18 protein-coding genes and 2 tRNA genes are annotated in these 19,708 nt (G+C 63.2%); 10 read left to right on the forward strand and 10 right to left on the reverse strand.

The window, feature by feature from the left end; translation table 11 throughout:
- Positions 1-55: 55 nt before the first annotated feature.
- Positions 56-796, reverse strand: coding sequence for a UPF0280 family protein (locus tag V3572_RS09195; protein ID WP_332110699.1), 741 nt, complete (start codon positions 794-796; stop codon positions 56-58).
- 102 nt (positions 797-898) lie between these two features.
- On the opposite strand from V3572_RS09195, the gene V3572_RS09200 reads away from it, so the two are divergent.
- Complete coding sequence (locus V3572_RS09200) at positions 899-1,750, forward strand: glycosyltransferase family 2 protein (protein WP_332110700.1); 852 nt, start codon at positions 899-901, stop codon at positions 1,748-1,750.
- 49 nt (positions 1,751-1,799) lie between these two features.
- Here the strand turns inward: V3572_RS09200 and V3572_RS09205 are convergent, their stop codons facing one another.
- Entirely contained in the window at positions 1,800-2,165 is a 366-nt protein-coding gene (locus V3572_RS09205) for a molybdenum cofactor biosynthesis protein MoaE (RefSeq protein ID WP_332110715.1), read from the reverse strand.
- A 34-nt stretch (positions 2,166-2,199) separates the two neighbouring features.
- Between V3572_RS09205 and V3572_RS09210 the strand changes: the two genes are divergently transcribed.
- The gene (locus V3572_RS09210) at positions 2,200-4,986 is read left to right on the forward strand and encodes a tetratricopeptide repeat protein (RefSeq protein ID WP_332110701.1); all 2,787 of its coding nucleotides are present in this window, start codon (positions 2,200-2,202) and stop codon (positions 4,984-4,986) included.
- Positions 4,987-5,322: 336 nt separating this feature from the next.
- Here the strand turns inward: V3572_RS09210 and V3572_RS09215 are convergent, their stop codons facing one another.
- From V3572_RS09215 to V3572_RS09240, 6 genes are all read right to left on the reverse strand, one after another.
- Entirely contained in the window at positions 5,323-5,640 is a 318-nt protein-coding gene (locus tag V3572_RS09215) for a TusE/DsrC/DsvC family sulfur relay protein (RefSeq protein WP_163302668.1), read from the reverse strand.
- A 374-nt stretch (positions 5,641-6,014) separates the two neighbouring features.
- Entirely contained in the window at positions 6,015-7,745 is a 1,731-nt protein-coding gene (locus tag V3572_RS09220; RefSeq protein WP_332110702.1) for a YcaO-like family protein, read from the reverse strand.
- Positions 7,738-8,511: a class I SAM-dependent methyltransferase gene (locus V3572_RS09225; protein ID WP_332110703.1), complete on the reverse strand. Its 774-nt coding sequence runs from the start codon at positions 8,509-8,511 to the stop codon at positions 7,738-7,740. The genes V3572_RS09220 and V3572_RS09225 overlap by 8 nt, the downstream gene beginning before the upstream one ends.
- Positions 8,512-8,610: 99 nt before the next feature.
- Positions 8,611-8,685 (reverse strand) — tRNA-Gly (locus tag V3572_RS09230).
- Between the two features lie 10 nt (positions 8,686-8,695).
- Positions 8,696-8,770, reverse strand: a tRNA-Cys gene (locus V3572_RS09235).
- 142 nt (positions 8,771-8,912) lie between these two features.
- On the reverse strand, positions 8,913-9,650 hold the full coding sequence (locus V3572_RS09240) for a Rossmann-like domain-containing protein (RefSeq protein ID WP_332110704.1): 738 nt from the start codon (positions 9,648-9,650) through the stop codon (positions 8,913-8,915).
- Here V3572_RS09240 and V3572_RS09245 point away from each other — a divergent pair.
- From V3572_RS09245 to ybeY, 6 genes are all read left to right on the forward strand, one after another.
- The gene (locus V3572_RS09245) at positions 9,628-9,864 is read left to right on the forward strand and encodes a hypothetical protein (RefSeq protein ID WP_332110705.1); all 237 of its coding nucleotides are present in this window, start codon (positions 9,628-9,630) and stop codon (positions 9,862-9,864) included. The two genes, V3572_RS09240 and V3572_RS09245, sit on opposite strands and share 23 nt — an antisense overlap.
- Before the next feature lie 27 nt (positions 9,865-9,891).
- A complete protein-coding gene (gene dksA / locus V3572_RS09250) occupies positions 9,892-10,254 on the forward strand; it encodes an RNA polymerase-binding protein DksA (protein ID WP_332110706.1) in 363 nt (120 codons plus the stop codon).
- Positions 10,255-10,290: 36 nt separating this feature from the next.
- On the forward strand, positions 10,291-11,925 hold the full coding sequence (locus V3572_RS09255) for an NFACT RNA binding domain-containing protein (RefSeq protein ID WP_332110707.1): 1,635 nt from the start codon (positions 10,291-10,293) through the stop codon (positions 11,923-11,925).
- A 200-nt stretch (positions 11,926-12,125) separates the two neighbouring features.
- A complete protein-coding gene (locus V3572_RS09260; protein ID WP_332110708.1) occupies positions 12,126-13,100 on the forward strand; it encodes a PhoH family protein in 975 nt (324 codons plus the stop codon).
- Positions 13,075-15,393, forward strand: a complete 2,319-nt coding sequence (locus V3572_RS09265; RefSeq protein ID WP_332110709.1) for an HD family phosphohydrolase — start codon at positions 13,075-13,077, stop codon at positions 15,391-15,393. Before V3572_RS09260 ends, V3572_RS09265 begins: the two co-directional genes overlap by 26 nt.
- Complete coding sequence (ybeY, locus tag V3572_RS09270) at positions 15,390-15,797, forward strand: rRNA maturation RNase YbeY (RefSeq protein WP_332110710.1); 408 nt, start codon at positions 15,390-15,392, stop codon at positions 15,795-15,797. Before V3572_RS09265 ends, ybeY begins: the two co-directional genes overlap by 4 nt.
- Positions 15,798-15,926: 129 nt before the next feature.
- Here ybeY and V3572_RS09275 read toward each other — a convergent pair whose 3' ends face one another.
- Positions 15,927-17,273: a TrpB-like pyridoxal phosphate-dependent enzyme gene (locus V3572_RS09275; protein WP_332110711.1), complete on the reverse strand. Its 1,347-nt coding sequence runs from the start codon at positions 17,271-17,273 to the stop codon at positions 15,927-15,929.
- A 164-nt stretch (positions 17,274-17,437) separates the two neighbouring features.
- Here V3572_RS09275 and V3572_RS09280 point away from each other — a divergent pair, with 164 nt between their 5' ends.
- On the forward strand, positions 17,438-18,865 hold the full coding sequence (locus V3572_RS09280) for an outer membrane homotrimeric porin (RefSeq protein WP_332110712.1): 1,428 nt from the start codon (positions 17,438-17,440) through the stop codon (positions 18,863-18,865).
- A 93-nt stretch (positions 18,866-18,958) separates the two neighbouring features.
- On the opposite strand, the gene V3572_RS09285 is transcribed toward V3572_RS09280, so the two are convergent.
- Positions 18,959-19,165: a cold-shock protein gene (locus V3572_RS09285; RefSeq protein ID WP_332110713.1), complete on the reverse strand. Its 207-nt coding sequence runs from the start codon at positions 19,163-19,165 to the stop codon at positions 18,959-18,961.
- A 341-nt stretch (positions 19,166-19,506) separates the two neighbouring features.
- Here V3572_RS09285 and V3572_RS09290 point away from each other — a divergent pair.
- A partial coding sequence (locus tag V3572_RS09290) for a hypothetical protein (RefSeq protein WP_332110714.1) occupies positions 19,507-19,708 on the forward strand: 202 nt, incomplete at its 3' end.

The raw sequence follows: 19,708 nt of genomic DNA on the forward strand, positions 1-19,708 counted from the left end.
CCCGGGCGGGGTTCGGGGCGGCAGCCCCGACGCAGTGCGGGGCGGCAGCCCCGATTTACTCTTCCAGCGCCACCAGTTCCAGGTCGCCGTAGGCGCCGATGGCCTCGCCGATCTGGGCGAAAACGCCGGTGACGCCGCGTGTGGTCAGGGTACGCGCGGCGGCGAGCATGGCGTCCATGTCCGATTCGTCGTGCAGGAGGTTGCCCAGGGCCGTGGCGGCGGCGTCGGCCAGGGCGCCGTCCCGGGCCAGCACGGCCACCATGTCCGCCTGACCGAAACTTAAGGAGTGCCCGACGCGGCCGGAGGATGTGCAGATGGAGAGGGGGAACCGGTCGGCGGCGATATGGAGCCCCAGACGCGCGCCCTCGATGGGTTTGGCCAAAAGCGCGACGGTGCGGCTGGTGGTGGAGTGCATGAAGATGTCGCCGCCGTTTTCCACCAGGATGTCCGGGCTTTGCGTCCGGAACCGGTCGGCCACGGCCTGGGAGATGGCCCCGGCCACGGCGGCCATGGGCCCCACGCCGCACAGGCGGGCGGCATGGGCCATGCGACATACCAGGGCCGGGGCGTGCTCCGGGACGTCCACGGGGACAAGGCTGGGGGCGAAAGCCGGGTGAAGCAGGATATGGTTTTTGAGTCCGGCGCGCAGTTCGTGGACATAGGCCGCGATCTCGACGGACAGGTCGCGCCGGGCCACGATGTGCAGATCGGTCTGCTCCACCACGACCTGAAAGGCCTTTTCCCCGGATCGGGGCGGCAGGGGGTGGCGGTAGGTGCGCCTCGGGTCGGTGTGCATGGCGGTTTCCGTGCGGGGAGCATGCCATGGCGGACGGCCAAACGAAAGGGGGGATTTGGACCTTTGGGCCAAGTGGGGTATGCATGGTCCGGGAGGAGCGGCATGGTTACGGTATCGGCGGTCATCCCCACCTTTGACCGGGCTGCGATGGTGTCCGAGGCCGTGGCCTCGGTGCTCTCCCAGTGCGGCGCGGAACTGGAGCTTGTGGTGGTGGACGACGGCTCCACGGACGACACCCCGGCGGTCCTGGTCGGCATTTCCGACTCAAGGTTGCGGGTGGCGGCCACCAGCAACCGGGGGGTGGCGGCGGCGCGCAATCTGGGGGCGTCCATGGCCCGGGGGCGCTACGTGGCCTTCCTCGACTCGGACGACACCTGGCTTCCCGGCAAGATCGAGCGGCAACTGGCCTATATGGCGGCCAGCGGTCATGCCGTGAGCCAGACCCAGGAAATATGGGTGCGGGGCGGCGTGCGGGTCAATCCCAGGCGCGTCCACCTCAAAAAGGACGGGGATTTTTTCCGCCAGGCCCTTCGGCTGTGCCTGGTGAGCCCCTCCAGCGTGATGATCGACCGGGACTATCTGCGGCAGGTGGGGCCGTTCGATGAAGGGCTGGCGGCCTGCGAGGACTACGATTTGTGGCTGCGCATGTTGCTTCGCGGGCCCATCGGGCTTTTGGACGAGGCCCTGACCGTGCGCCGGGGCGGCCGCCCGGACCAGTTGTCGGCCCGGTTCGTGGGCATGGACCTGTTTCGCATCAAGTCCCTGGCCAAAATCCTGGCCACCGAGAAAATGAGTCCCTGGCATCGGGATTGCATGGAAGAAGAATTGGTGTGCAAGGTCCGTATTTACGCCAACGGCTGCTGCAAACGGGGCCGGGTGGACGAGGCGGCGCGGGTGTGGAGGCTGGCGCGGCAAAGCCTGCGCGACCCGGATGTCCCGGCGCACGGCGCATGACCGCCCCGGACGGCGTCCGAGGCAAGACGGCAGGCCTCGACAGGCCGGATCAGGAAGCGATCAGGGTCTCGCGTTTGGCCACGGCCTCGGCCTTGATCCGGTACAGGGTGCGGGTCAGGGCTTCGAGGACGTTTTCCCGGATATCGCCGGCCACCACGATAAACAGCAGATCGTCGCCGGGAACGAACGTCCCGCCGTGGGCTTCGACCACGATTTTAAAGACCCCGGGCAATGTTTCGCATTCGGCCCGAATGGCCTCGATCTTGGCGAAATCGGGAATGACCTCGATCTGCGAGACGGGGCGGCCGTCCCGGGAGGTGGCCCGGGCCACGCCGTTGTGGGTCAGGATCATGCCCACCTTCTCATGGAAGCCGGGTTCCTTTTTCAGCGTCGCGATGGTTTGTGAAATGTCCATAGCCACTTGGTAGGAAAAAAGAGCGAGATTGTCCATGCTTTCGTTTTCAACAATTCTGGACAGGGCCCCCCGCGTCCCCCAGTCCCGCATGGTCCATTCCGGGATCACGGTGTGGGCCGTCTGGTCCGGCCAGCTCGACCCGGCCTTCGGGCAGATGTTCCAGGATTACGGCGGCTTTCTTGTGGCCGAGGACAATTTTCAATCCGTCTGGGGTTTTTTCGGCGATGAAGCCCTCAACGCCCTGGCCCGGATGCAGATATGGGGCCGGGTGAACAAGCTGTCCATGAGCCTTGTGGTCATGCCCGCGTCCATCCTCATCGGCCCGAAGCTTGAGCTGACCGTGGGGGCCACGGTGGACGCCACGCGGCAGAAAGTTGCCCCGGCCGAAGAGATCCAGATATGGATCCATCCCAACCTCAAGGCCATGATCACGGCCACCCCGGGGCTTTCCACCATCCCGGCCCCCGCCCCTTCGGGGCTCATGAAGGTGGCCTGGGAACTGCTCGATCCCGCGCCGGGACTGTCCTACGACTCGGGGCTGGGATGGTACTTCATCACCAAGCCTCTGGGCGACCCCCTGGACAAAAACACCTCCGAGGGCTGGCGCACCATTTACGGCAAGCTGCAAAAGCTGCTTGAGCGCATGGGCATCAAATACGTGGCCCATGAGGGGTTCATCCTCTATCCCCTGGAGGGTCTGCGCCAGTTTCGAACCTGGTGCCGCGAGATCCTGGTCATGATCGCCAGCCTGCGGGACAATAATGAGGAAGAACACAAATATTGGCCGAGCGTCATGGCCGCCGTCCCCAAGAAAGGCTTCTCCTTCGCCAAGGATCTGCCGCGCAAGATCAATCTCAACTGGGACAAGCTCACCCCCGATTTCCCGCACATGAGCTACCGTTCCGCCTTTCTGCTCGGCCGCGACTTCAAGATCAACGACGCCCGGTACGCCTCGCGCGGCAACTCCGTGGACGACTGGTGCAACGTCCGGCTGGCGGCCGAAGGCGACGCCGCCGAAACCGGCACGGTGCCCATCGACTACCCGGCCCAACTGGTCTCCGGCGATCGGCCCATCTGCTTCTATTGCGGCCTGACCAACCACGACCCGGCCAATTGTCCGTCCAAGGGTCTCGGGGAATGGAACCCCGGGCTCTGGGGCAGGCTCGCCCAATTGGACATCGCGGACATCAACGAGCAGTTCAAGGCCCTGGATGCCGCCCTGGCGGGAGATACGGGGAACCTGGCCGCCGCGCTTCTGTCCGCCTCGGACACCAAGGCGCTTTTGTTCAAGGCCGCGTTCGAGGTGAATTACGCCTCCCAGTTGCGCATGATGGAGGCCGTATGGCGCAGCAAGGGCAAGGATCTCCCGGGCGGGCTTTCCCAGCTCTCGCCTCGGGAGGGGGAATTCTTGTGGCAGGCCCTGGACAACCTGCGAGCCGGAAACGTCGAGGAGACGGAAAAATTCGTCTCCCAGGCCCTGACGCGCTACACCCGGGGCTACCATCCCCGGGCCGTGCAGGGCTTTTTGGCCATGGAATCCGGGGATTGGGCCAAAAGCGCCTATTACTGGCAGGAGGCCGTGCGGCTCTCCTACACGCCGCTGCAACGCGCCTGTTTCCTTTTTCTCCAGGCCCGGGCCATGGAAGTGCAGGGGGACTTTCAAAAGGCCATCGGCCTGTACAAGCTGGCAGGCAAGGAGACGCCGCGCTGGGTGGAGCCGGAATACCGGCAGGGCGTCTGCATGGTGAAGATGGGTTTCACGGACCAGGGCATGTCCCTTTTCACCGGGCTTATGGCCTCCGACGCCGCCATTTTCAACAAGGTGCTGCTTGACCCGGAGTTGGAGCGGGGACGCATTCATGTCCTGGCCGCCCTGTGGAAACCCTGGAACGAGGCCGAGTTGGCTGCGGCCGAGGCCCTGGAGGGCCTTGAAGCCATGTCCGGCACCCTGGCCATCCACTTCCCCCCGGAGGACGCCTACCTCAAGGAGACGACCGCCCGCATCCAGGCCCTGGCCAAGTTGGGGACCATCAAGAATTATGTGGCATATAAGGATGTGGTGACCGAGGTACGCGCCCTGCGCGAGGCCATCGCGGCCAAGCTGGACAGCGAGATCAAAAACATCCAGGCCCGTCGTCAGGCCCAATTCGAAGAACTCAAGTCCATCCAGCGGGAAGCGGCCTGGTTTCCCTTCCCCAAGTTGCTCAAGGACTTCAATCGCGATTTCAATTTTTGCGCGGCCAAACTCAACTGGATGCGCACTACGACGCTTAACATCCCAGAAAACTTTCGAAAAAGTCAGGAAGCCCTGCCCCTGGTGGACGAGCGCATCAAAACCCTGCGCTCCCGGCTGGTGAGCCTGCGCATCGTGCGCGACTCCACGTTTTTCACCATGCTGCTCGGGCGCAACTTCATGTGGATGGAGATCGCCGGATTGGCCATGGCTCTGCTTTTGGTGCCGCTTTTTGTCTACGGTTTGAACCAGTTCGGGCAGGGGGCCATGGCGGACATGGTGGAACGCCAGAAATGGCAACTACAAAAAGGGCTGGTCATCGTCTTGAGCATCATGGCCATGGGCCTGGCGGCCATAAAGACCGCCATCACCTTTGACAGCAAAAAAAGAAAGCTTTTCAAACTGGCCGACGAGGGCAAGCTGCCTGCTCCCAAAAAGAAAAAAGACACGTCGAAAAAACCCGCCAAACCAGCCAAGGCGGGCAAGGATACCGGGAAAAAAGCGGTCCCCGCCGCCACGGGCAAGGCCACCCTCCCGCCCGGCAAGGCCGCGCCAGCCGCCGCAAAGCCAGGGGCGAAAAAGAAGTAGCCCGCTTTCATCTCACACGCCAGGGGGAGACTGGAGGCCCCCTGTGAGGGTTGATGCAGGCCCTCTGTCCCACGCACAACGATCACGACCGAAACAGAGACAACGTCTCCCGTCCCCGGCCACACCCGGGGGATACGTCCGACCCGATGTCGGGGAAGGCGCGTTGCCGCCATCGTTGGGCTCCCCCCGCAACACAGGGCGGCGGTTCCGCCTGTACGCCGATTCTTCCGGAAGGCCCTCGGCCCCCATCGAAAATCGCTCGCTCCCCCGGCCCGAGGGCGCAAAAAAAGGCGAGGAGCGAACTCCCCGCCTTTCGTATCGAAATGCGGCGACGGACTAGACGCAGCCGGTGGGCTTGGGCAGGCCGGCCATTTTGCAGGCTCCTTTGCCCGGTCCCGAGGGGAACAGCTCATAGATGTGCTTCAGCTTGAATCCGGTCACCTTGGACAGGATGCGCACCATGGGGGCGATGCCGTTTTTCTTGTAGTAGTCCTGAAGGAACTCGATGACCTTGCGGTGCTCGGGGCTCAGTTCCTTGATGCCTTCGGAGTCTTTCACATACTCGACCCACTCTTCACACCAGTCTTCAAACTTCTGCAAGAAGCCGTCTTCATCGACATCGAAAGTTTTTCCTTTGAATTCAACAGTGGCCATGCGCATCCTCCTTAAGTGTTGAAAAAAGGTGTCGCTCGTTTTTAACACTGTGGCATGTCAGTGTCAAAACGATACCCGTTTCCGGGCGTCCCTACCGAAAAACAGCGATCCGCTGTTTCTTGTCACGTCTCGAGGAGCGCCCCTCAGGGTGGCGTTGCCGCCCGAAAGCCACAAGTATGTCATGCGAAAGCGGCTTTCGTCTCCAAATCTTGTGCGGTTCTAAAAGTCGAAACCGGTCTTGTCAATCCCCCCGGCCAGCTTTCTACGCTTGGGGCGCACCGGGGGCTTTCGCCGTCCCTCCCTCCTTCCAACCGTGAAACGCGGACAATTCCTATCATATTTTCGTGGGTTGTCCAGGGGTTGGATGACCTGCATCACTTCTGACCCAAAAGCCCGGCCAATCGATCCCGGGCGAAATCAAGGCCTGGATCAAGGGCGATGGCCGATTGGAGATAATGCACGGCCAGATCCGGATGCCCCTGCCGGTCATGGCAAAGTCCCAGATTGGCCAAATCCATGGCCGATCCGCTGTCCAGGGCCAGTGCGGCCTCGAAATCGCCGACCGCCGTGGCGTAGTCCCCGGCCTTGAACCGGGCCACGCCGCGCAGGTTGAAGTATTCCTTGACCTCCGGACACAACGCGATGGCCCGGTCAAGATGGGGCACGGCCGCATCCCATTTTTCATCCCGGGTCAGGGCGTGGGCCTGATAAAATGCGGCCAGGGCCTTGTCTTCGGGATCGGTCAACAGCGGCTCGGCCAGGGCGAAAAGACCGGTCGCGCGGGCGTCGTCCCCTTCGCGCAGGGCCAGCATGGCCCGGAAAAAGGGAACGAAGGCCGCATCCGGATAGTGCCCGGCCAGGACGTCGAGCCCCTGGGAGGCCATGGGCGGCGGCGTCTCCTCGACCAGGATGCGGCCTACGAAAAGTCCCAGGCTGGCGTTTGGCGTGCGCTCCCGAAACAAAAATCCCGGCACGAAGTTGTAATTGGCGACCAATGAAAGCTGCGGGTTCGTGGTCTCCACGCTGTAGAGGCACAGATCCTTTTCCCCAAGCCCCCGGGCCAGCAGGGTCAATTCCTCCAAAATATCCCCGCGCTCGATGCTCGGCATGGCCGCCAGGGTGGTCTCGGGACCGTCCAACAGCCGGGCGAAACCGGCCGGGCTGGTGAACTTGGGAAGGCCCGAGGCCTCGTAGTTGCTTATGGTCTCGAAATCCCCGGCCAACTGGGCGATCTCGGTGACGGCCCGGATGGCGGCTTTGGCCGGGGAGGCGGCGGTCCCGGCGGTGAACACGATTTCCGATGCGTCAGGGAAAGTGACCGGGTCGTAGGCCAGGGCCGCCACCGTGGGCACGGGCATGCCCAGGCTGAAATCCTTGAGCACCAGCAAAATGCCCTCGCGCCGGAAGGCGTCCACCAGCGAGCGTAACACCGGGTCGTCAAGGGAGTCGAGACTGATGGTGGGGGTTACGGGCCAGGTGCGGTCCACCACGGCGCACACGTGGCGCTCCACCAGTTCGCAGGCCCCCTGCAGGATGGACTCTTCAAGCCCGTTTCCGGCGGAAGAGCCGTTGAACTCGTTGAGTTTCTTAAACCAGTCCAGGGGAACCCACTCCTCTCTGTCCCGGGTCAGGTTCCTGGCCAAAACAAAGCGCCAGGGCACGAGATCCATGATTTCGGCGGCGGCCGTCAACGGAAGGGAATCATCAACCGACCGCAGGATGTCCTCAAGGGGCATGACCTGTCCCGGCCATTCGGCGAGGGCCGCAGACCAGGCCCGTTCCCGGAAGTTGTCCGGCGTGTTCCAGAAGGAAAAAAAGCTGTAGCGTTCCACGAGCTCCATGAGCGCCGAGGCCTCGGCCTGAGCCGGAGAGGCCCCCTTCCCCATCTGCTTGCGGGTGGGCATGATCTCCCGGGCCTTTTCCCCGCACATGCTCAAAAAGACCGGAATGCCCAGACGCCCGGTGTCGATGCGCCGGGTCTCGGCCAGGAGGCCCGATCCGAAACGCGCGAAGGCGGCCCTGGCCCTGGCCACGGTTTCCTCGGGAGAGCAGATCTTGTCCGAATCGGCCACATATCCCTTGGACGTCGGGAGGAATTTACGCATGTTTTTTGGCCCGCATACGGGTGATGGTGGTCAATTGCCGCTCAATGCGCCCCGTCGCCCCAGGCTGCTCGGGCGGGGTGGTTTCCTTGTAGCCCAGCGTCCGTTCGGCGATGTCGTAGTCGGGCGCGGCGCGGCGCAAAAACGTGGGCGCCTTGCGATGATAGTCCCGGGCCAGCAGGATCTCGGCCTCGGGTTCCAGGGACAGGTGGGCGGACAAAAACTTGACCAGCGCCCGATGGATATCCTCCAGGTAGAGCACCTCGGAGCCGATGATATAGTCGAAGCGCCTGCCCAGCCGGTCGACGGAGAAATCCGCCCGGCAGACCCGGGCGTTGGCTGAAAGGCCGTTTTTCAGGACGTTTATGCGGCAAAAAAGCAGGGCGTCGGGGTGGATGTCGGTGATGGTCACGTCGAACCCCCGGGCGGCGGCGAACAGTCCGCAGATGCCCACCCCCGCGCCGATCTCCAGCATGGTTTTGGCCGCTCCCGAGGAGGATCCCGGCTCCATGCGCCCCAGGAAATAGGACAAAAGGATGGATGTCGGCCATATCCGGGCCCAAAACGGCAGTTCCAGAGGGCCGTCGGCGGATTCACGGGTCAGGCGGTCGATGAGGGCCACCATGTCCGCGATCTGGAGCAGTTCCAGGGTGGTGTCGCCCACCGTGACAGGCTCGAAGCGCACGTCGTATCGGGCCCCGGCCAGGGCCAGAAGCTCGTCCAGGGAGGCGTCGTCAGATACGGCGATGGGGGAAGTATTGTGGGACACGGGATGTTCCGGGGGCTTGAGGTGGTCCGCCGGGGGCCGCAGGGGCGCGGCGGGTAAAAAAAAAGGCCGGTGTGGTGACCGGCCCTTGGCGATTTCAATTGGAGCGGGAGACGGGATTTGAACCCGCGACTTCAACCTTGGCAAGGTTGCACTCTACCACTGAGTTACTCCCGCTTCAGGAGTGTGGAGGCGGCATCCGGATTTGAACCGGAGAATGGAGGTTTTGCAGACCTCTGCCTTACCACTTGGCTATGCCGCCTCGTCTTCAAAGAACCGGTCTCTTACGTCCGCCCGGATTCGTTGTCAACCGTTTCGGGGATTTCCCCCCGCAACGTCCTGGCCGGGCATCTCTCGGCGGCCGCCAAGCGAGGAAAGGTCTTTATCGAGAATCGCCACCCCCGTCAACGGGTTTTTCTGACAAAATCATTCCGGACGGCGCACACCGCCGATAGCCCCTGAAGCGCCCGGTAGGGGAGCCCCCGGGCCACACCGTCCAAAACGGCCTGGGCGTCCGTCACCACATTGCCGCACAACACATCGACGCCGAAATCGAACAGGCAACCGGCGAAGGGAACGCTTGGCCCCACCAGGAGCACAAAGGCCCCGGGCGAACATAGGTCCAAAAGCCCTCCCAGGCTGCCGTTGGCCAGGGCCGAGGCGGTGATGGCCACCACCTGGGCCTCGGGCAACACCGTTTCCGCCTGCGCAGCGGGAAGATCCCCGGGCCGGGGGGCGCGCTCCAGCACGGAGAAGGAGGCGAAGGCCGGACCCATTTTCTCCACAAAGGGGAAATGCCCCACCACGGCCACGCGCCGTCCCCGGCCGCGGTCCAAAATGAGATCCTGAGCCTTTTTTGCGGATACCGGCGGCGGCGGCAAAAGCGCCCCGGCGGCGGCCACGGCCAGGCTGGCCGCCCGGCCGTCCAGACCGGTCAATTCCAGCCCTTCCAGCAGGCCGTGCACGGTTCCCCCGGACGCGGGAGCAAAGCCCTCCCCGGCGACATTGGTGCAAAGCCCCGTGCGCGTGGCGCAAACGCCCACAAGCAACGCCCCCGCGACCACGCGCCCCACGGCCTCGTCAGGCTGGGCGGCGGCCTCCTGGCGTACGGCGGCGGCAATGGCTGACTGGCTGGTTCGCATAGGCGACTCTCCTGAACCGTCGAAATCGGTTCGTTATTTCTATGCAAGCCGTCTACGTCTTTCCCGCACACCCGGCAAGGCGGGTCTGGGCAGGGCCGCAGCCATCGCGGTTTGCCTGCGGCAAATCCTCCCCAAAACAATCCGGACGCCTCAGGACGCTTTACGTTCGCCCGGCTTTGATATAGAGGAAATCTCTTTTGAAGCCGCCGCCTGAGGACGGCTTACGCGCCAGGAGGGATGCATGGACCCCAAAGACGTGGATTTCTTTCAAAATCTTTTGAGCAACATGCTTCAGGACATCCTCAAAAAGGGTGAGGAAACCATTGAGGACATGACCGACACCGTGGAGGTCTATGCCGATCCGGCCGACCGGGCCACGGCCGAGTCCGACCGGGCCTTCACCCTTCGCCTGCGGGATCGGGAGCGCAAGCTCATCAAAAAGATCAAAGAGGCCCTGGAACGTATCGAGGACGGCACCTACGGCGAGTGCGTGGAGTGCGGCGAGGACATCAGCGTGGCCAGACTCAAGGCCCGCCCCGTGACCACGCTGTGCATCAAGTGCAAAAGCAAGCAGGAAGACGAGGAAAACCTGCGCGGCGAATAGCCCGGGGCGCCCGGCGCATCGCGGCCAGGACAGGCCATGGAAGCCGATTTTTTCCGAAGCCTGCTTCCCCTGCTGGCCCGGACGCTCACCGGGGTCCGCTTACGCAAGATCGCCTTCCCCGCCCCGGGGCTTTTTTCCCTGGGGCTGTCCGGGGCCTGCACGCCGGACGAAACCGACGCTCCCCCCCCCAAATACCTGCACGGCCGGACCGGTCCTGGCCGTTTTTTTCTTTTCGTCTCGGCGCATAAGCCGACCTTCCCCCCCGAGCCGCCGGCCAAGGCCATGTGGCTGCGCAAGCGGTTGTCGGACCGGCGCATCCTGGGCGCGCTTGGGGACTGGCCCAGCAGGAGGCTGGCCCTGTGCCTGTCCCAGGGGGAGGGACGCTTTTTCGTCATCGACGCCAAATCCGGGTTGAGCCTGACGGACACCCTGCCCGACGGATTCGGAGGCCAACCCGACTGGCCGGATTTCGAGGCCGTACGCGGCGATCCGGATATCTGGCAACGCCATGCGCACATCACGCCCCGGCTGCGCAAGGCCGTGGCCATGCTGCCTCAGGAGCAGGCCCGGGATTTTTACGCCGCCGTGCAGCGGGGTGAAGCGGAAGGCTTTTTCGTCGCCCTCCCCGGCCCGGCGGCCGCCCTCGCCCCGGGCGCCCCGCCCGCGCTCCCCCTGGACGTCTTTTGCCGCCCCATGCCCGGGCTGTCCCCCCAGGTGATCCTGACGGCCTTTCCCGACCCCCTGTCGGCGGCTGCGGCCTTCGGGGAACCCCACTTTTTCGCCGCCGCCTCGGGCGATACGGCCCAAAAGGCCGTGGTCAGCGAAAAAAACCGGGCCAGACGCACGGCCCGGGCCGTCTCCCGCCTGGAGCAGGACGAAGCCAGGCTTACGGCAATGATCGGCCAGGGGGCCTTTGCCGAGGCCATCGCCGCCAATCTGCACCGCCTGGACGGCAAAAGCCGCATCCCCTCCCTGACCCTGGAGCATCCCGAAAAGGGGACCATGACTCAGGGCCTCGATCCCCGGCTGACCGTCCTGGAAAATATGACCCACCTGTTTTCACGCGCCGCCAAGGGACGCCGGGGCTTGGCCGTGGTGGCTGCGCGCCGGACCGCCCTGGCCGACCCGAAGCAGTCCGGCGATCCGGTTGCAGGCTGGCCGGGTCGGCCTTCCGCTTCGGACGGACCCGCCCCGGGCGGCAAACCGGCCGCGAAACAGGCCAGGGATCGCGCCGCAAAACCCACGGTCCCTGCCGACGACCTGGAACCGGGACGCTTTCGCGGCATCCCGGCCCACATCTACCGCACCTCGGACGGATTTCTGGCGCTTCGCGGGAAAAACGCCCGGGCCAACGAGGAACTTCTGCGCAAGGCCGCCTCGCCCTTTGACTATTGGTTTCATGTGGAGGGCGGCCCGGGCGCCCATGTCATCTTGCGCCGGGACCACCCCGGCCGCGAGGTTCCCCGGCAAAGCCTCATCGAGGCCGCGACCCTGGCCGCCCTGGCCAGTTGGCGGGCGGGCGACGCCAAGGCCTTGGTGCTCATGGCCCTGGTCAGGGACGTGCGCCGGGGCAAGGGCTTCGCCCCGGGCCAGGTCCAGGTGGAGAAGCTGGCCGAGACCCTGGCCGTGAATCTGGATCCCGAATTGGAAAAAACGCTTCGCCTGCCTTGACGATCTCCAAATCGTTCTTCTCTTTGACGTGAACATTTTCCATCGATTGACCGGGAAATCCCGGGCATCCCCTTGTGGTCCGGCCTGGATTTGCGTATTGGCCGGTGACGGCGGAAGCGTCCCCCGAGGCGACCTGAAACCTTGTTGAGGCAGACGCGTTTTTTTCCGTCCGGCGGACGTATTCGCCGTCATGGAGACACATGAGCCAACGTAACGGCTTTGAGCGCCGTCTGGATTTCGACGACTCGCGGCTGGCCCGGGATCTCTTCGGGCCGCACAACGAGAACGTCGCGCTTATCGCCGAAAAAAGCGGCGCGCAGATCGATACCCGGGGCAGCACCGCCACCCTGCGGGCCTCGTCCAGGGAAGCCGTGTCCCATGCCGAAAGCGTGCTGGTGCAGCTCTACGGCATCCTGCGCCGGGGGCTTCCCGTGGGCCAGGGGGATGTGGAGCGGGCTTTGGCCGTCCTGGCCCGGGAGCCCGAGGCCCGGCTGGGAACCGTTTTTTCGGGCGACGCCGTGGCTGTCTCCCCCAAAAAGACCGTCACCCCCAAATCCGCCACTCAGAAAGACTACGTGGCGGCCATCCGCGAACACGACCTGGTCTTCGGCATCGGCCCGGCCGGAACGGGCAAGACCTATCTGGCCGTGGCCATGGCGGTCTCGGCCCTCCTGGAACGGCGCTGCAAGCGGCTGGTGCTGACCCGCCCGGCCGTGGAAGCCGGGGAAAAGCTCGGGTTCCTCCCCGGGGACATGATCGAAAAGGTCACCCCCTATCTGCGCCCCCTCTACGACGCCTTAAACGACATGCTCGACTTCCGGAAGGTTCACGAGATGATCGAGACCGGGGTCATCGAGGTCGCACCCCTGGCCTTCATGCGCGGCCGGACCTTGAATGACGCCTTCATCATCCTCGACGAGGCCCAAAACACCACCCCCGAGCAGATGAAGATGTTTCTGACCCGCCTGGGCCTTGGGTCCAAGGCCGTGGTCACCGGCGACGTGACCCAGATCGACCTGCCCCCCCGGGCCGTTTCCGGGCTGGTGGAGGCCAGGCGCATCCTGACCGGCGTGACGGGGCTGGCTTTCATCGCTTTTCACGAGGAAGACGTGATCCGCCACCCCCTGGTGGGACGGATCGTACAGGCCTATGAGCGAGATATTCGACAAGGTTAAAAAGCACCTGCGGCCCCAGGTCCAGATCAAGAGCAAGGCCACGCAAAAGGCGCCGGGAAAAGACGTCAAACCGTTTCCCGTGGCCGGGTTGCTCTTTTTTCTGACGGTGTTGGCCGTCCTTTGCCTTTTGTCCACCATGGGGTTTCAAAACCGCATCAAGCTCTTCGTGGCCGGCGAGGTGGCCACCCATGACGTGGCCGCCGACCAGAACCTCCAGATCGAGGACACCGCCGCCACGGCCAGCCGCCGCGAACAGGTGGCCGAAACCCAGCCTCCGGTCTTCGATCTGAGCCCCAAACCCTTTATCGACCTGACCAAGGGCGTGGACGACATTTTAAACGCCGTTTCCGAGGCCAGCGGCGAAGAGTTGGAAAAACTGCGCTGGCAGATCTCCGAAAGTCTCAATGTCGAAATCGGCCAGGACGTCATCGACTCCTGGCAGCGGGCCGATCTGCGCGGCCTGGTGCGCACCCGGATCCTGCCCTGGATCAAGTCGGCCTACGAACCCGGCGTGGTTTCGGCTTCAAGCATCCTTTTGGCCTACAAAAACGGCATCCTCATCCGCGATCTGCCCAGCAACATGGAAATGCTGCGCATCGACCCCCGGGACATCAAAGACCTCAAGCAGGTCCGCGACGCCCTGGAAGCGCATCTCAAGACCGATCTCAACCGACCCATACGGGTGCGCAAGGCCGTCAGCGCCCTCATCCACCCCTTTCTGGTTCCCAACCTGACCCTGAACCAGGAGACCACCCAGGGCCGCAAGCGCGAGATCATGGCCGCCGTGGAACCCCTGTATTACAACATCAAAAAGGGCGAGATCATCGTCCGCCAGGGCGAACGGGTGGGCCCCGTCCAGCAGCTCAAGCTCCAGTCCCTCTACCGCCTCCAGTCCGGCGGCGTGCAATATATGGAAGGGGTGGGCGGCTTCGCCATGTGTCTGCTCCTGCTTTTGGTGCTGCATTTTTCCCTCGAAAAACGAGGGCTTCGGGCCGTTTCCGACAAGGACTGGCTGTTTTTGGGCACGGTTTTTCTGGCCTTTGGGCTGTTCGCCAAATTCGGCAACGCCGTGCGCCTGCCCACGGGGGACGTTCCCGAATCCGTACGGGCCATGTACTTCGCCTACAGCCTGCCCCTGGCCGGGGCCTCGGGCATCCTGGCCCTGTTTTTCCCCAAGCGCCTGTGCATCCTCATGAGCCTCATGCTGTCGTTTCTGACCTGTCGCCTGATCGGCGCGGACCTCAACCTCTTTTGCTACTATTTCATCGGGTCCATGATCTTCATCTTCCTGCTCAAACGCTCCGAAACGAGGGTCCAGGTCTTAAAAACCAGCATCCCGCTCATCGCCACGCTGCTTTTCATGTGGGTCGCCGTCAACCTCATGGACTTCATCGACCTGGCCACGGCGGGAACCGGCATTTTTTTCATCGTCCTCAACGGCCTCTTGACCCTGCTTGCGGTCATGGGCATCTCGCCCATCATGGAACTGATCTTCGGCTATTCCTCGCGCTTTCGGCTCATGGAGCTCATGAACCTGGAACAACCCCTGCTCCAGGAACTCATGGTCAAGGCCCCCGGCACCTACCACCACTCCCTGGTGGTCTCCAACATGGCCGAGGCCGGAGCCCGGGTCATCGGGGCCAACGCCCTTTTGGCCAAGGTCGCGGCGCTGTATCACGACATCGGCAAGCTCAAAAATCCCCAGTATTTCATCGAAAACATCTCCGGAAAAGAGAACCGCCACAACAAGCTCACCCCGTCCATGAGCGCCCTGATCCTCATCTCCCACGTCAAAAAGGGCGTGGAACTGGCCCGGGAACACAAACTGGGACCGGTCATCACCGACCTCATCAGCCAGCACCACGGCACCACGCTCATCACCTTTTTCTACCACAAGGCCCAGGAGATGGCCGAGGCCAAGGGCGAAGACCCCGTGCGCGAGGAAGAGTTCCGCTATCCCGGCCCCAAGCCGCAATCCAAAGAGGCCGGGCTCATTCTCCTGGCCGACGCCATCGAGGCCTCCAGCCGGACCCTGGTCGACCCCACCCCCAGCCGCATCAAGGGACACATCCAAAGCATCCTGCGCAAGATCTACACCGAAGGCGAACTGGACGAATCCCAGTTGACGTTAAAGGATCTCACGCTTCTGACCGAGACATTCCATCGCATCCTGACCGGCATCTTCCATCAACGCATCGAATACCCGACCATCGACCGTAGCGGCAACAAACCCGCCAAATCCAAAGAGGCGCCGACCGAAATCGCCAAACCCTCCCCGGAACAGGCCGCATGATCGAGGTTTCCCCGGGCCTGCGCCGGGTGGATATGCCCATCTCCCGCCGCGACCTCCAGATTCTTGTGGACAAGACCCTGGAGGCGCTCGGCCTGCCCGAAAAGACCCTCTCCCTGCGCGTGGTCGCAGACCAGGAGATCGAGGCCCTCAACCGCGCCTATCTGGGCCTCCCCGGCCCGACCAACGTCCTGTCCTTTCCCATGGACGACCCCGACCAGCCCGACTACCTGGGCGACATGGCCATAAGCCTGGACACCGTGGCCCGCGAGGCCTTCCTCTATGGCCAGGAACCCCGGCGGCACTTCACCCGCATGCTGTGCCACGGCATCCTGCACCTGGCCGGATTCGATCACGGCCCCCGGATGTTCGACCTCACCGACCAGGCCGTCGCGGCCATCGCCTAAATCTGACCCCGACGAAAGGGCGTAGGCCCCCCCGAAAAACGACGCGCCCCCCTCCCGGCGTGAAACCGGAAGGAGGGCGTCTGGCGTCCCGCGACACGGCGACGGCCGGGAGGGCCGCCGATGTCTCGTCTATTCCTCGATCACCGGGCAGGCCTTGAGGGCCTGGGCGATATGCTCCTCGGGATATTCGAAGTTGGTCAGGCGGCCGCCCAGATAGGCATCGTAGGACGGCAGATCCAAAAGGCCGTGTCCCGAATACAAAAAGACCACCACCTCGCCGGGTTTGGCCCGTTTGGCCGTCTCGATGGCCCCCTTGATGGCGTGGGAGGTTTCGGGCGCGGGCAAAAATCCTTCGGTGCGCAGAAAAAGCTTGGCCGCATCGAAGCATTCCAGCTGATAATAGGCCTCGGCCTCCACCAGCCCCTCGGCCACCAGGTTGCACAGAAGCGGCGCATCGCCGTGGTAGCGCAGGCCCCCGGCGTGAATGGGCGCGGGCATGAACGAATGCCCCAGGGTATGCATCTTGATCAGGGGGGTAAGCCTGGCCACGTCGCCGTAATCGTAGCGGAAATCGCCCCGGGTCAGGGTGGGGCAGGCCTTGGGCTCAATGGCGATGAACCGCATCTTCTCCCCGGCCAGCTTGCGCGGCAAAAACGGCAGAAACAGCCCGGCGAAGTTGCTGCCGCCGCCCACGCAACCGACCAGATAGTCGGGCTTCTCACCGATCATGGCCAGTTGCTTTTCCGTCTCCAGGCCGCAGATGGTCTGGTGCAGGAGCACATGGTTAAGCACGCTGCCCAGGGAATATTTCGTATCGTCGTGGGTGGCCGCATCCTCCACGGCCTCGGAAATGGCCAAGCCCAGGCTCCCGGCGCAGTCCGGATCTTTTTCCAACATCGCCCGGCCGGTGCGGGTCTTGTCCGAGGGCGAGGCGAAGACCTCGCCGCCGTAGGCCTGGATGAGGCTCCTGCGATAGGGTTTCTGGTTGTAGCTGACCTTGACCATGTACACGGTGCATGACAGCCCGAACATGCCGCAGGCAAAGGATAGGGCCGTGCCCCACTGGCCCGCGCCGGTCTCGGTGGCGATGCGCTTCACCCCTTCGATCTTGTTGTAGTAGACCTGGGGGATGGCGGTGTTGGGCTTATGCGATCCCGCCGGGGAGACGGACTCGTTTTTATAATAGATGCGGCACTTGACCCCCAGGGCCTCTTCCAGACGCTTGGCCCGGATAAGGGGTGTGGGCCGGTAGAGCCGGTAGATGTCCAGGACCGGCTCGGGGATGTCGATCCAGTTTTTGGGAGAAAGCTCCTGCTCGATGACGGCCTTGGGGAAGATAGGCTCCAGTTGGTCCGGGGTCAGGGGCTTATGCGTCTGGGGATCGAGCGGCGGGGCCAGGGGCGTGGGCAGATCGGGCAGGGCGTTGTACCATTTGGTGGGCATTTCCCTCTCTGGAAGTAGAATCTTCATCTCCATGTCATATGTCCTCTTTCTCTGTCATATAGGGTGGTTGCATCCCCGGTGTTCCCCTGCCAGGCCGTGGGTCACGCGGTGGTTCGACGACCGTGTTGGATTGACATTATCATAGCCCGCTGTCAATTTTCCTCGCGAAAAACATGTTTCGCCAAGGAGCCTTTGCCATGCGCCGAATTGTGATCTGCCTGCTTGTGGTTCTGCTGTGTCCGGCCGCCTCCGCCCTGGCTGGCCTGGACGTCAAAATGGCTGGAGATTTGCGGGTTTACGGCATTTTCTTCCAAAACCGCAACTTCACCGGCTGGAACGCCACCGGCACGGCCACCGAAGACACCCTGCAGATCTACCAGCGTTTCCGCATCCGCACGGACTTCATCACCAGCGACGACCTGAAATTCCGCCTGGGATTCATGGTCACGGACACAGCCTGGGGCACGGGAACCTATACCGCCGACGCCGCCCAGGTCAGCATCCAGGTCTACCAGGCCTATCTCCAGTTCAAGTGGCCGGACACGAAGATACAATTCACCGTGGGCCTGCAACCCCTGTCCCTGCCCCAGTCCCCCGTTTTCTACGACAGCGTGGTCCTGGCCTCCAAGAAGGAAACCAAGAGCACCGCAGGCATCGTGATCACCGCCCCGCTCATTGAGGATACCCTGGCCCTGAACCTGGGATTCATCCGGCGCACGGACGCTGGGGCTTTCGACGCCACCACCACCCAGGCAGCCGACGAACTCGACCTGTACTTCCTTACCCTGCCCATCACCCTGGACGGCTTCGACATCACCCCCTGGGCCATGGCCGGGGTCATCGGCCAGGGAGCGAGCCTGTCGTCCTCCGTGCGGGCCGGCCTGCGCTCGGGCGGGTCGTACCTGACCCCGACAGGCTACCAGGACAGTCAAAACCTCGGCCTGTGGGCCGGGGCCTCCGTGGTCATCGACGCCCTTGACCCCATCGTCTTCCAGGCCGACGCCATCTACGGCCAGACCGCCATGGGCGACGCCGCCCGCAATCGCCGCCACGGTTCTTTCTTCGACGCCGCCGTGCAGTATACCGGCCTGTCCTTCGTCACCCCGGAGATCGGCGTGTGGTGGTCCAGCGGCGAAGACTCGGATCTGACAAACGGCAGCGAACGCATCCCGGTCATCTCCCCCAACTTCGGCATGGCCAACTCCTTCCTTTTTCCCTGCAACCAGGACTTCAGCAACGACAACATGGGCATCGACGTCACAGGCTCCATGGGCGCCACCCTGGCCTTTGAAAACCTCTCGTTTTTCGAAAAGCTCTCCCACATCATCTCGCTGACGGCCATGACCGGGACCAGTTCGCCCCGGGGCATGCGGCTGGCCGTGGCCGCCTCGGGAGGCAACGGGAACTATCTGACCATGGGCAAAACCCTGGCCGAGGGGGAATGGCTCCTGGGACTCACCTTTGATTCCAAATACATGATCTACGAGAATCTGGCCCTGACCCTGGAAACGGGCTGGGCCAACCTGTCCGGGGCCAAGGCAAGCATCTGGAACACCCCGAGAAACTACACGCGGATGATCAACGACGCCTGGAAGGTGGCCCTGGGATTTAAGTACACGTTCTAGCCGGGTCCATGGGAAAAAGGGAACGGGCGGCCCGAATGCTCGGGCCGCCCGTGATTTGTTGGGGTCCGCACGCGACGTATTACCAAAACAAAGCTATCCCAGACGCGTCACATTGACGGCCTTTTTGCCTTTCTCACCATCCACAATCTCGAAGGAAACTTTCTCACCCTCGGCCAAAGTCTTGAATCCAGCTCCCTGGATATCCTTGTAATGGACAAAAACGTCATCACCCTCGCGCTGCTGAATGAAGCCAAAACCCTTCTTCTCATTGAACCACTTCACCACGCCCTCAACACTCATACCCACTTCTCCTTGTGAAAAAACACACGTTCAAACCGTCACCTCGGACCCTGAAAATCGCCTTTATAGTTATTTTCAACTCTTTGGCAACATGATTTTTCAAAATCCCTTTTCAACCACCACCCAAACTGCTATTTCTTGGGTGATGCAAGGCATGCCCGCTTCTCAAATCCAGCTGAATCATCAATGGCTGGCCGGTTGCGTGTCCTGGGCAGACTCCCAGATATCCTCTTTGGATATCTTGTTTTTTTTCACAGTGACCGGCGAAATCAGGCCTTCTTCGCCTCTTTGGGCCATGCCTCACGGCCCCACCAAGACGCCATATTCCGAGGTTTGACCCCATGCGACATGTCCTTCGTCCGGTTCTGATTCTTTTTTTGCTGGCCCTGCCCCTGGCCTGCGTGCCCAAGGGCCCGTCCGCCACCAAGACCAAGGCGGGCGACCCGCCCCCGTCCACCACTTCGATCAATTCCGGCAAACCCGCCGCCCCGGCCAAGGCCGCCGCCAAGGGCAAACCCGCCGCCCCCGGGGCCAAGGCCCCCC

This window comes from Desulfolutivibrio sp. (assembly GCF_036584575.1).
Taxonomy (GTDB): Bacteria; Desulfobacterota; Desulfovibrionia; order Desulfovibrionales; family Desulfovibrionaceae; genus Desulfolutivibrio.